A 12,137-nucleotide genomic window follows, 5' to 3' on the forward strand; every position below is an offset into this window, starting at 1 on the left:
GACCACCTGCTCGCCATGGCGGCGGTCGGGGTCTGGTCGGCTGTCGCCATGCCGTTGCGGGCCTGGACCGCACCGGCCGCCTTCCTCGCGGCCATGAGCGGGGGCGCCGCGCTCGCCTTTGTCGGCGTCGTCCTGCCAGCGATCGAAGCCATGATCGCGCTGTCGGTGCTGGCGCTCGGGCTGATGATCGTTTTCGGTGCAGGTTTGCCGGGCATCGCCAGCATAGGCCTTGCCGGGCTGTTCGCGCTGCTCCACGGCCATGCGCACGCCAGCGAGGCCGCAGGAGCAACATTTGCCTATGTCGGCGGTTTCACGCTGTCGACCGCAGCACTCCACCTCTTCGGCGTCGGCCTCGGCCTCAAGATCGCGTCATCGCCCTGGCTGCGAACCGGCCTCGGCATGCTGGTCGCCGGCTCGGGTGCCGCGCTCGTCTTCGGCGGATAGGAGGCGGCCATGACCGTGAACCATACATCTCACAGCGAAGAGGCCGTCTATGTCTACGAGGCGCCGCTGCGCCTCTGGCACTGGGTCAACGCCGTCGCGATCCTTGCGCTGGCCGGAACCGGCTACCTCATCGGTTCGCCGCTGCCATCGGTCGGCGGCGAAGCCAGCACCAGCTTCGTCTTCGGCTGGATACGATACCTGCATTTCGCGGCCGGCTATGTCCTGATTGCTGGCTTCGCCTTCCGCATCTACTGGGCCTTCGCCGGCAACGAGCATGCCCGGCAGATATTCCTGCCGCCTGTCTGGCGCGGCCGCTTCTGGCGAGAAGTCTGGCAAGAGGTGCTCTGGTATGCCCTGCTGGTCAGGGAGCCGATTAAGTATTCGGCGCACAACCCGCTCGCCACGATCGCCATGCACATCCTGTTCGTCTGGTTCACCATCTTCATGATCGTGACCGGTCTCGCACTCTACGGCGAAGGGACCGGAATGGGTTCCTGGCAGCACACGCTGTTCTCGAGCCGGGTGATCCCGCTGTTCGGTCAGAGCCAGGACGTCCACACTTGGCACCATCTCGGCATGTGGGTGATCATCTGCTTCGTCATCATCCACATCTATACCGCGGTGCGCGAGGACATCATGTCGAGACAGACGATCATTTCCTCGATGTTCTCAGGCTGGCGGACTTTTCGGGGCAGCGGTACCCCGCGTGATCCCCACTAGGACTTTCGTGACCTCACCTGCCGGCGCGGGTGTTTGCCCGCGCCGGCTTTTTTCTTCAAGAGGGGTTGCCTTCAAGTCGACCCACACTTCGTCTCGGCTTCGCCTCGACACCTCCCCCGTAGACGTCCGTCCGACGGGGAGAGGAAGTGCCAACCGCAACGCCCAGCGCCCTTCCTCTATCCCTTTCAGGGGCAAAGGTGCGGAGCGAGGCGAAGTGGGGTGGGCGAGTGAACGCAAACTTTTCATCGGCCTGGAATGTCGGTTCTCAGTCCGGCCGATGCCGCACCCGTTAATGGAAGGATACTTTCCGTCTGTGCGGCAAAATCGTAATCGCACCTTCCGCTTCGTTCGCTATCTAGAGATCACCCCTTAATTCGCAACCATTTGCCGGACCCCGGCCAATTGGCCCGCCTCTTGCTGCTGGAAAGAAAAAGGTACGGAGGAGGCTTCCCAATGAACGGCGCGCCACGGGTGCTCGTGCTCGGCATCGGAAATCTGCTATGGGCCGACGAGGGCTTCGGCGTCCGCGTGGTGGAGGAGTTCCACCGGCTCTGCGAAACGGCGGACAACGTCCGGGCAATGGATGGCGGCACGCAGGGCATCTACCTCGTCCAACATATCCGCGAGGCCGACATCCTCGTCGTGTTCGACGCGGTCGACTACGGCTTGGCGCCCGGCACGCTGAAGCTCGTCGAAGGCGGCGAGGTGCCGGCCTTCCTCGGTGTGAAGAAGATTTCGCTCCACCAGACTGGCTTTCAGGAAGTTCTCGCCATGGCCGAGATGATGGGTGACTATCCCGCCCATCTCCTTCTCGTCGGCGTGCAACCGGTCGAGCTGGACGACTACGGCGGCAGTCTCCGGCCCGCGGTGAAGGCTCAGATCGAGCCTGCAATCGAGATCGCCATCGAGTGGCTCGCCCGGCACGGCGCGACGATCGCCAAGCGCACCGAACCGCTGGCCGAAGAAGAGACGCTCGCCTCGCGCGAAATGCGCATCGGCATCTACGAGAGCGGTCGACCCCGGCCGGAAGAAGCCTGTCGTCACGGCGACGCGCGGCTTCTCGCGAATAGTGCCTTCGCTGGCCCGGCGAATTTCGAGCGCGAGGTCGACGCGCTTTTGCAATCGTCCGGAGGGCAGGGCTGATGTGTATCGGCGTTCCGTTCCAGGTGGTTGAATGCAGCGGCGGCATTGCCCTGTGCACCGGTCGCAGCGGCACGCGGCGCGTCGATATGACACTGGTGGGCGACCAGCCGGCGGGTACGTGGATACTCGCCTTCCTCGACACCGCGCGCGAGACGGTCACCGCCGAGACGGCGCGCCTGATCGCCGACGCCATCGAAGCGACGGAGCGTGCGCTCGCCGGCGACACCGACCTCGACCACCTCTTCGCCGACCTGGTCGGCCGCGAGCCGCAACTGCCGGAGCATCTGCGGCCGACGCAAGCCCTTTCACCGCAAGGCACGGAGGACGCCTGAGTCCATGTTTTCACCCGTTCTCACCATGATGATGGAGCGCCACCGCATCCCGGTGGTTGACGAGGCGAACATCGACGCATTCGCCGAGGCCCACGACTTCACCGCGCTGTTTTTCCCCGGTGGCTGGCTGCGGCTCGCCGAGAGCAACGATGTGGCGGTGATCCTGCCGGAGCTGGTGCAGGCCTTCCAGGGCGTGTTCAAGCCGGCCGTTGTATCGCGGGAGAGCGAGCGCAAGCTGCAAAACCGCTATCGCTTCAACGCCTTTCCGGCGCTCGTCTTCCTGAGGAACGGCGAATATCTCGGCGCCATAAAGCGCGTGCTCGACTGGGAAGACTACCTCACCGAGATCGCCGGCATACTGACGCGCGAGCCGAGCGCGCCGCGGCCTTTCGAGCTTCCCGAAGCCTGCGCGACGCACGACCGTCACGACCACGATCATTTCCACTGAGCGAAAGCGGCCGGGGAGGGCGCGCCATGGCAGCATCACTATTCGGCGAAATCGGGCCGGGTTCACAGCCGGGCGAAGAGGACGGCGGCGACTTGCAGTATATGGAAATGCCGAAGGCCATGGCGACCTCTGCGGCACCCGTGTTGCCGGAGAAGGAAAATGTCGCCGGGCTCGAAGCTGCTTTGGCGGTGCTCACCGCGCTGGCGGAAAGCCTCGGCAGGTCCTCGCCGGATTGCGAAAACGCGGTGCATGATCTTTTCGGCCTCGACCGCGCCAATCGTGCGCTGATCGACCAGGCGCTGGGCGAGGGCGAGGTCTCGATCATCTGCGGCGACGACCTGCAGGCGCAGGAGTCGGTGCTCGCCGGTATCTGGCGCGTGCGCCAGACCGGACCAGATGGCAGGTTCGTGCGCGATTTCGTCGAGATCGGCGCCTTTCCCTCGGCCGTGCTGGAGAGGGCCTTCGCCGGTTGCCGCAATACGCTCGCGACGTCGGCGACCTATCCGATGGGCGTCTTTAACGCGCCGCCGCTGATTTCGGAGCTCAATGACCGCATCCCGCTCGTCGGGCCCGGCGTCGGGCCGCACGTCATAAACCTGTCGCTGCTGCCGCACACTGAAGAGGACTTGATCTTCCTCGACGGCCTGCTTGGCCACGGGCCGGTGGTCGTGCTGTCGCGTGGCTACGGCAACTGCCGCGTGACCACGACGGCGACGCGCGGCGTCTGGTGGGTGCGCTTCTTCAATTCGACCGACGATCTCATCCTCAACACGATCGAGGTCACGGCCTTGCCGGAGGTGGTCCGCGCCGCGCCCGAGGATATTGCCGACAGCCGCCAGCGACTCCTCGAAATCCTGGAGGTCTACCAGTGAACGACTCCTTCTTTGCCGGTTCCTATGGCGGCGACAACGCCAAGATCGAGCCGATGTCGCGGCTCGAATGCAGGATTTGCTGGCATGTCTACGACCCGGCCGAGGGCTGCGACTACTGGCAGATCTCGCCCGGCACGCCGTTCGCCGAACTGCCGGCGCACTGGAGCTGCCCTACCTGCGACGGCTCCAAGCAGGGCTTCATGGTCGTGAGCGATTGACATGGATCATTCGCAAGCCGTCGCTGCCCGTCTAGAGTTCGTGTTTCAGGGGATCGAGCGGACGGCGATGGCAGGTATCCCGATCCTCAATCCGCCGCTTTGCGTCAGCGCGGTGGGCGGGCGGCAGTGGCAGGGCGAATGGCTCGCGGTTCTCGTCACGCCCTGGTTCATGAACCCCGTGCTTCTACCTTCTGGCGAGGGGCAAGCGGGGCCGCGCGTGCCTACGGGCACGAAGGAGCATGTCTCATCCCAGGCGGGCCGGTTCGAGTTCATCCAGGCCTATGAAGAGGAGCTCGGCTGCTACCGCATGTGCTCGCTCTTCTCGCCGATGTTCGAATTCGCCGACCAGGAGAGTGCGCAAGAGGCCGGGCGGCAGGTGCTTGCGGAACTGTTCAATCGTGAGGCGGAAGAAGATGAAGACGGAGACGGAGACGGCGACATGGTCCGTGTCTGGGAAGGCCGGCTACCTGAGGAAGACGCAAGCGTGTTGGACGAGGTTGAGACAGCCGGAACACCCCCGAGCTCTCAGCCGGCGGGATTGACCCGCCGCTGGCTGTTGGGTTTGGGCGACAAGGAGGAGACCACCGCATGAGCGTTGATGGTCGCGTCTCCATCGATCTCGTCTGCGATGGCGGTCGCGTTGTGGAAGCCGTCGTTATGCCGCCGCGCCCGGTTGCGCTTGGCCCGATCGTGCGAGTCCGGCCGGCGAGGGAGGTCGTCTCGGCGATCGGCTCGCTGTTCAGTGTCTGTGGTATTGCGCAATCGGCGGCGAGCGTCGAGGCAGCCGAGGCGGCCCTGGAGATCGGGACGGACCGGCGCACGAAACAAGCGCGGCGGCTTCTTGTCCTTGCCGAGACGCTGCGCGAGCACCTGCTGCGCATTGGCTTGGATACTGCCAGTCTCGCGGGCGAGCCTGCGGACGGTAAAATCCTGCGCCGGGCCATGGGCCTGCCGCAGCGCCTCAAGCAGGCGCTTTTTCCAGGCGGGGATGCATTCATTCCGGGCGTATGCGTGGGGATGCCGGGCGCGGAAGCCGCCGAAACGGCCGCCGAAGCGGGCTATCTAACGCAGTCCGTGGTCTACGAAGGCGAAAAGCCGCTTGGCGAGATGGATCGCGATGCCTTCGCGGAGTGGGCTATGGAGCGCGGTACGGTTGCGGCCCGCCTCATCGCGCCGGTCTTGGCAAGGGGCTGGGCCATGATAGGCCACCCCGAAACGACAAATGGGGGAAACGGGCATTTGCCGAAGGAAGCGTCGGCCGACACGAGCTCCCTCGCCAGGCAGGCTGGTGCGCCGCTCGTTCGCGCTTTCCTTTCCGAAAACGGTGGAGCCGGGCTGGCCGCACGGCTGGCCGCCCGCTTGGTCGAGGCATCGAAGCTGCCGGGGCAGATCGCCGGAGGGCTCGCGGCCTTGCGGGATGTCGCGGACGGGTCCGAAGTGCCGACGTGCGAAGTCTTTCGCGACGAGAACGGGGGCCGCTTTGCTACTGCCTTCGCCGAGGCAGCACGCGGCCGGCTGGAACATCGGATTGTTTTGAACGACGACCGTATCGCCGACTACGCCATCACGGCTCCGACCAGCATTCATTTCGCTGAGAGCGGCATTGCCGCGCGCTCGCTTTCGGCGCTCGCTGCATCCAGGCGTGAAGATCTGGCGGTCCAGGCCGATCTCCTGGTCCGCGCCATCGACCCCTGCGTCGGCTACGATGTGAGGTTCCGCTGATGCACGAGATGGCGATATGCGAGAGCATCCGTGGCATCCTCGAGGAAGAGGCCGCCAGACAGGATTTTCGGAAGGTGGGCCGCGTCTGCCTGGAAATCGGGCGGCTATCCGCTGTCGAGGTCGAGGCGCTGAAGTTCGGCTTCGATGTCGTCATGCGTGGCTCTCTGGCGGGAGACGCAAGGCTGGAGATCGTCGAGACGGAAGGCAGGGCCTGGTGCATGCCTTGCGGCCAGAGCGTGCCGATCGCGGCACGCTTCGATCCATGCCCCGACTGCGGAAGCCATCAACTGCAGGTGACCGGCGGCGAGGAAATGAAGATCAGGGAATTGGAGGTGAGCTGATGTGCACTGTTTGCGGATGTGGCGAGGGCGAGGTCCGGATCGAGGGCAAGGCGCATGGCCATCACCATCATCACGGCCACGAAGGCCATGATCACCACCACGATCATGATCACGGCCCCCATCATCATCATCATCATCATGTGCACGATTCTGGCTCGGGCCCCGCTGGCACCTATGCGCCGGGCATGAGCCAGGCGCGGATGGTCAAGCTGGAAAAGGATATCCTTTCCAAGAACAACGAGTATGCCGATGCGAACAGAAAAATGTTCGCCGAGCGCGGCGTGCTTGCGCTCAACCTCGTCTCCAGCCCCGGCTCTGGCAAAACGACGCTGCTTTGCCGCACGATCGACGCACTGAGGGGCAAGTTGCCTATCGCCGTGATTGAGGGCGACCAGCAGACTTCCAGCGATGCCGACCGCATCCGCGCCACCGGGGCGCCCGCGATCCAGGTCAACACCGGCAAGGGCTGCCACCTCGACGCGCATATGGTCGGCCATGCCGCAGATCACCTCGACCTTGCCGAAGGGGGCCTGCTCCTCGTCGAAAACGTGGGAAACCTCGTCTGTCCGGCAGGCTTCGATCTCGGCGAGGCGCACAAGGTGGTGGTGCTCTCAATCACCGAGGGCGAGGACAAGCCATTGAAATATCCCGACATGTTCGCCGCCGCCGATCTCATGCTCCTCAACAAGACCGACCTGTTGCCGCATCTCGACTTTGACGTGGAGGCCTGCATCGCCAACGCCCGAAAGGTGAATCCGCGGATCAAGGTGCTGAGGGTTTCCGCGCGCACGGGCGAGGGGATGTCGGACTGGACGGCCTGGATCGGGGCGGCCCGCGCCATGGCGCTAACCGGCCATCCGCTGGCGGCCGAGCTCAAGGGCGCAGCCTGATGTGCCTGGCCATTCCCGCCCGCGTCGTTGAACTGCTCGATGACGACATGGCGGTGGTCGCGTTCGACACGGTCAGGAAGCGCATCTCATTGGCCTTGGTGGCAGACGTTTCGCTTGACGATTTCGTGCTCGTCCATGTCGGTTATGCGCTCCACAAGGTGAGCCCCGAGGAGGCCGAGCGCACTCTGCGGCTGATGGCCGAAGCGGGCGTGCTGGAGGAGGAGCTGGAGGAGAATTCGGCGTGAAATATGTCGACGAATATCGCGACCAGGAGCTTGCGAAGACCATCGCCGGCTCCATCGCGACCGAGGCTGATCCGGAAAAGAGCTATCATTTCATGGAGTTCTGCGGTGGGCACACGCATGCGATGTTTCGCTATGGCGTGCAGGACCTGATGCCGCAGAACGTGCATTTCGTGCACGGACCCGGATGCCCCGTTTGCGTGCTTCCCATCTGTCGCCTCGATGATGCGGTGGAACTCGCCGAGCGGCACGGGGTCATCCTTTGCACCTATGGCGACATGATGCGCGTGCCGGGCATCAAGCAACGTAGCCTGATCCGCGCCAAGGCGGACGGAGCGGATGTCCGCATGGTCTATTCAACGCTCGATGCCTTGAAGATCGCGCGTGAAAACTCCGAGCGGCAAGTCGTCTTCTTCGCCATCGGCTTCGAAACCACGACGCCGCCGACGGCCGTCGCGATCAAGACGGCGCAAGCCGAGGGGTTCAAGAATTTCAGCGTGTTCTGCAACCATGTGCTCACGCCGGCCGCGATCTCTCACATTCTTGAATCGCCGGAAGTGCGCGAGCTGGGCATCGTCAAGATCGACGGGTTCCTGGGACCTTCGCACGTCTCCTCCGTGATCGGCTCGCAGCCATATGAATTCTTTGCTGAGGAATTCCAGAAGCCGGTTGTCATCGCCGGCTTCGAGCCGCTGGACGTCATGCAGTCCGTTCTGATGCTGATCCGGCAGGTCAATGAAGACCGGCACGAGGTCGAGAACGAATATACCCGCGTCGTGACCGAGGAGGGCAACCTCAAGGCGCAGGCACTGGTGAGCGAGGTCTTCGAACTGCGCAAGACCTTTGAGTGGCGCGGCCTCGGCACCGTGCCCTACAGCGCCCTGCGCATCCGCGACGCTTATGCCGATTTCGACGCCGAGAAGCGCTTCGAGCTGTCGGTCAAGGCTTCGCGTGAGGTGACGTCCTGCGAATGCCCGTCGATCCTGCGCGGGGTGAAGAAGCCGACCGACTGCAAACTGTTCGGCACCGTGTGCACGCCGCAGAACCCGATTGGCTCATGCATGGTCTCCTGCGAGGGCGCCTGCGCGGCCTACTGGACCTATGGCCGTTTCCGCGAGCCGAAGCCGTTGGAGGCGGCGGAATAATGAGCGCGAACGATCCCAGGCTAGCCGTCACCACCTCGTCGGTCCGCGGCGTGGTGGACATGACGCATGGTGCGGGCGGCCGCGCGATGACCGAGCTGATTCGGGATATCTTTCAAAGACATCTGGCCAACGAATTCCTGGCCCAGGGCAACGACGCGGCTCTGCTCGGCACCGTCTGCGGACGCCTGGTGATGGCAACGGACGCGCATGTCATCTCGCCTCTGTTCTTTCCGGGTGGGGATATCGGCGCGCTGGCCGTCCACGGCACGCTCAACGACGTCGCCATGATGGGCGCGCGGCCGCTCTGGCTGTCCGCGTCCTTCATCCTGGAGGAGGGTTTTCCGTTGGCCGAACTGGAAAGAATAGTTGTTTCAATGGCTTTCGCCGCCCGGAAAGCAGGCGTACCCGTGGTTGCGGGCGATACCAAGGTGGTGGAGAAGGGCAAAGGCGACGGCGTTTTCATCTCCACGACCGGTGTTGGCGTGCTGGCGGACGGCACTGACGTCTCCGGAAGCAATGCCCGGCCGGGCGATGCAATCCTTGTCTCCGGCACCATCGGCGACCACGGAGTCGCTATCCTGTCGAAGCGAGAACACCTTGATTTTGACACTGAAATCACCTCCGACAGCCAACCGCTGCACGATCTGGTGGCGGCGATGCTTGCTGCCATTTCCGGTATCCGGGCGCTGCGTGACCCCACGCGCGGCGGACTGTCGGCGACGCTGAACGAAATCGCACAGCAGTCCAAGGTCGGAATGGTAATCCGGGAAGCGGCGGTTCCGGTGAAGCCGGAGGTCGCGGCGGCGTGCGAACTGCTCGGCCTCGACCCGCTGAATGTTGCCAACGAAGGCAAGCTGGTTGCCATCTGCGCGGCGCAAGACGCGGAGACTTTGCTCGCCGCGATACGCGCTCACCCCAGGGGCCCGGATGCCGCAATCATTGGCGAAGTCGTCGCAGACCAGCGTGCGCTGGTGCGGATGAAAACGAGACTTGGCGGTATGCGCGTGGTCGACTGGATCGCCGGGGAACAGCTTCCGAGGATCTGCTGAAGGTGCGCATTCTGCTTCTCGTCACCGCCTTCAACGCCTTGAGCCAGAGGATTTTCGTGGAGCTTGGTGAGCACGCACACGAGGTCTCGGTCGAGATGGACGTCAACGACGAGCGGACCATCGAGGCGGTAGATTTGTTTCGGCCGGACCTCGTCATCGCCCCCTTCCTGAAGCGCGCAATCCCGAAAAAAGTCTATGAAAAGCAATGCTGTATGATCGTCCACCCAGGCATCGTCGGCGACCGCGGCCCCTCCGCGCTGGACTGGGCGATGATGGACGGGGCGACGCAGTGGGGTGTCACGGTGCTGGAAGCAGCGGCCGAAATGGATGCCGGGCCGGTCTGGGCGAGCGCCACCTTCGCGATGCGAAAGGCGACGAAATCGAGCCTCTATCGTAACGAGGTGACCGACGCTGCGGTGACGGCGGTGCTCGAAGCGATCGCGCGGTTCGAGCAGGGCGAAAAGCCAATTGCCCCGGAAGAACTATCTGTTGCGCCCCTGGGCCGGTGGCGGGACGCGATCAAACAGGCGAACCGGCGGATCGATTGGGCTGCCGACACGACCGAAACGGTGCTGAAGAATATCGCAGCAGCGGACGGCGCGCCCGGCGTGCGGGACAACCTTTTCGGCGAAACGGTCTTCCTTTTCGACGCGAGAGAGGCACGTGAACCAAGGGGTGACGTGCCTCTCTCGCGGGGTGAACGGGGCAAGATATCGCTCCTGGAGCCGGGAGCGGTCGTTGCCAGAAGCGGGCCGGCGATCGCCCTCGTCACAGTCGACGGCGCGTTGTGGATCGGCCATGTCCGGCACCCCAATTCGCCACACCCGTTCAAGCTGCCGGCGACAACGGTCTTCGCGAAGGAAGTTGCAGGCCTGCCGGAGATCCCGCTCAATTCACCGGGCGGATATCAGGACATCATCTACGAAGAAGACGGTGCGGTCGGCTATCTGCACTTCGCCTTCTATAACGGTGCAATGGGAAAAGACGCCTGTCGAAGACTTTTGGACGTTTATACAAAAGCGACGGAGCGTCCGACCAGGGCGATCGTGCTGTGCGGAGGACCTCAGTTCTGGTCCAACGGGCTCGACCTCAACCGGATCGAGGCGGCCGACAGCGCGGCCGACGAGTCGTGGGTCAACATCAATGCCATCGACGACCTCGCCGAGGCGATCATCCGCACGACAAGCCACATCACCGTAGCAGCGCTTGCCGGAAATGCGGGAGCGGGCGGCGTGTTTCTCGCCCGCGGCACCGACCAGGTCTGGATGCGCTCGAGCGTCATCCTCAACCCGCATTACAAGGACATGGGCAATCTCTACGGCTCGGAGTTCTGGACCTATCTCCTGCCGAGCTGCTGCGGGTCTGAGAATGCCCGCCGGATCGCGGCGGCGCGCCTGCCGATGGGCGCGAAGGAGGCGCTGAATCTGAATCTGGCCAACCGGGTGTTCGCGGGGGCATGCGAACTGTTCATGGTGCAAGTGAGGGCGTCGGCTGCCGCGCTGACCGGGAGCGCAGAGTTTCCGCGGTTGCTCACCGAAAAACAAGCCCAGCGCACAGCCGACGAGGCGGCCAAGCCGCTTTCGGCCTATCGCGAGGAGGAGCTTTCGCGGATGCGCCGCAATTTCTACGGCTTCGATCCGAGCTACCACGTCGCGCGGCATAATTTCGTGCACAAGGTGCCGAAGTCCCGCACCCCAGTGACGATCGCCCGCCACCGCGACGTCGCCTGGCGGGCCGGCCGGGAGGGGAGGAGGAAGGCATCGTGAGCGACCTGCCGGGCATATTGATCGTTGACGACGAAATCCGCTCGCTGGAGGCGCTGCGGCGCGTTCTGAGCGATGATTTCGACGTCTCTTGCATGGTGTGCACGGTGCACTGATGCTCGCCGAGCCCGCAGTGGAGGGACGCCTGGTCCGGGTGACGGGGCTGGTCCAAGGCGTTGGCTTCCGGCCGACAGTGTGGCGCATCGCGACCGCTATGGGGCTATCGGGCCATGTCCGCAACGATGCTGCAGGCGTGGAGATCGCGCTGTGGTGCAGCGATGCCGAGTTCGAGACCTTCGCGGACAGGCTAAAGGCGAAGTGCCCGCCGCTGGCGCGCATCGACGGGATCGAGGCGGCGACGCTTGAGGGGCCGCGGCCGGCGGGCGGCTTCACTATAGCGGCGAGTGCGGGCGGGCAGGTGAAGACCGGCATCGCGCCCGACGCCGCCTGCTGCCCGGAATGTCTTGCGGAAGTGCTCGACCCCAAGAACCGGCGCTATTTCTACCCTTTCGCCAATTGCACGCATTGCGGGCCTCGGCTGTCGATCGTCAACGCTATCCCCTATGACCGCCGCTCGACCGCTATGGCACGATTTTCGATATGCGAGGAATGCCGGGCCGAGTACGAAAATCCGGCCGACCGCCGCTTTCACGCTCAGCCGATCGCCTGCCCGGCCTGCGGCCCGCGCGTCTGGTTGGAAGGTCCGGACCGCGTCGTGGTCGGCGGCGGCCCGCAGGCGGTGATCCGGAAAGCGGCGGCGCTGATCGGGGAAGGGCGGATCGTCGCGATCAAGGGCATCGGCGGGTTC

Annotated in this window: 16 protein-coding genes; all 16 read left to right on the forward strand. The window is 64.3% G+C overall.

Features of this window, described 5'->3' with window-relative positions:
- The coding region (locus DH10_RS16990) for a HupE/UreJ family protein (protein ID WP_192385020.1) at positions 1-444 on the forward strand (444 nt) is incomplete at its 5' end.
- A 9-nt stretch (positions 445-453) separates the two neighbouring features.
- The gene (cybH, locus tag DH10_RS16995) at positions 454-1,164 is read left to right on the forward strand and encodes a Ni/Fe-hydrogenase, b-type cytochrome subunit (protein WP_192385021.1); all 711 of its coding nucleotides are present in this window, start codon (positions 454-456) and stop codon (positions 1,162-1,164) included.
- A 453-nt stretch (positions 1,165-1,617) separates the two neighbouring features.
- A complete protein-coding gene (locus DH10_RS17000; RefSeq protein WP_192355446.1) occupies positions 1,618-2,307 on the forward strand; it encodes a HyaD/HybD family hydrogenase maturation endopeptidase in 690 nt (229 codons plus the stop codon).
- Positions 2,307-2,639, forward strand: coding sequence for a HypC/HybG/HupF family hydrogenase formation chaperone (locus DH10_RS17005; protein ID WP_192385022.1), 333 nt, complete (start codon positions 2,307-2,309; stop codon positions 2,637-2,639). The genes DH10_RS17000 and DH10_RS17005 overlap by 1 nt, the downstream gene beginning before the upstream one ends.
- A 4-nt stretch (positions 2,640-2,643) precedes the next feature.
- Positions 2,644-3,087 carry a thioredoxin domain-containing protein gene (locus DH10_RS17010; RefSeq protein WP_192385023.1) on the forward strand — a complete coding sequence of 148 codons (444 nt, stop codon included), beginning with the start codon at positions 2,644-2,646 and terminating at the stop codon, positions 3,085-3,087.
- 26 nt (positions 3,088-3,113) lie between these two features.
- The gene (locus tag DH10_RS17015; protein WP_192385024.1) at positions 3,114-3,959 is read left to right on the forward strand and encodes a hydrogenase expression/formation protein; all 846 of its coding nucleotides are present in this window, start codon (positions 3,114-3,116) and stop codon (positions 3,957-3,959) included.
- Positions 3,956-4,177: a rubredoxin gene (locus DH10_RS17020; protein ID WP_192385025.1), complete on the forward strand. Its 222-nt coding sequence runs from the start codon at positions 3,956-3,958 to the stop codon at positions 4,175-4,177. The genes DH10_RS17015 and DH10_RS17020 overlap by 4 nt, the downstream gene beginning before the upstream one ends.
- A 1-nt stretch (position 4,178) precedes the next feature.
- The gene (hybE, locus tag DH10_RS17025; RefSeq protein WP_192385026.1) at positions 4,179-4,769 is read left to right on the forward strand and encodes a [NiFe]-hydrogenase assembly chaperone HybE; all 591 of its coding nucleotides are present in this window, start codon (positions 4,179-4,181) and stop codon (positions 4,767-4,769) included.
- Between the two features lie 50 nt (positions 4,770-4,819).
- Complete coding sequence (locus tag DH10_RS17030; RefSeq protein ID WP_192385027.1) at positions 4,820-5,899, forward strand: hypothetical protein; 1,080 nt, start codon at positions 4,820-4,822, stop codon at positions 5,897-5,899.
- The gene (gene hypA, locus DH10_RS17035) at positions 5,899-6,240 is read left to right on the forward strand and encodes a hydrogenase maturation nickel metallochaperone HypA (RefSeq protein WP_192385028.1); all 342 of its coding nucleotides are present in this window, start codon (positions 5,899-5,901) and stop codon (positions 6,238-6,240) included. Before DH10_RS17030 ends, hypA begins: the two co-directional genes overlap by 1 nt.
- Entirely contained in the window at positions 6,240-7,130 is an 891-nt protein-coding gene (hypB, locus tag DH10_RS17040) for a hydrogenase nickel incorporation protein HypB (protein ID WP_192385029.1), read from the forward strand. The genes hypA and hypB overlap by 1 nt, the downstream gene beginning before the upstream one ends.
- The gene (locus tag DH10_RS17045) at positions 7,130-7,375 is read left to right on the forward strand and encodes a HypC/HybG/HupF family hydrogenase formation chaperone (protein WP_192385030.1); all 246 of its coding nucleotides are present in this window, start codon (positions 7,130-7,132) and stop codon (positions 7,373-7,375) included. The genes hypB and DH10_RS17045 overlap by 1 nt, the downstream gene beginning before the upstream one ends.
- Complete coding sequence (hypD, locus tag DH10_RS17050) at positions 7,372-8,517, forward strand: hydrogenase formation protein HypD (protein ID WP_192385031.1); 1,146 nt, start codon at positions 7,372-7,374, stop codon at positions 8,515-8,517. Before DH10_RS17045 ends, hypD begins: the two co-directional genes overlap by 4 nt.
- Positions 8,517-9,566 carry a hydrogenase expression/formation protein HypE gene (gene hypE / locus DH10_RS17055; protein ID WP_192385032.1) on the forward strand — a complete coding sequence of 350 codons (1,050 nt, stop codon included), beginning with the start codon at positions 8,517-8,519 and terminating at the stop codon, positions 9,564-9,566. Before hypD ends, hypE begins: the two co-directional genes overlap by 1 nt.
- A gap of 2 nt (positions 9,567-9,568) precedes the next feature.
- Entirely contained in the window at positions 9,569-11,332 is a 1,764-nt protein-coding gene (locus DH10_RS17060) for an enoyl-CoA hydratase-related protein (RefSeq protein ID WP_192385033.1), read from the forward strand.
- Positions 11,333-11,444: 112 nt separating this feature from the next.
- Positions 11,445-12,137, forward strand: a 693-nt coding sequence (locus DH10_RS17065) for an acylphosphatase (RefSeq protein ID WP_192385034.1), incomplete at its 3' end; no start/stop codon positions are given.

The sequence above is a fragment of the Mesorhizobium silamurunense genome (assembly GCF_014843825.1).
Classification (GTDB): domain Bacteria; phylum Pseudomonadota; class Alphaproteobacteria; order Rhizobiales; family Rhizobiaceae; genus Mesorhizobium; species Mesorhizobium silamurunense.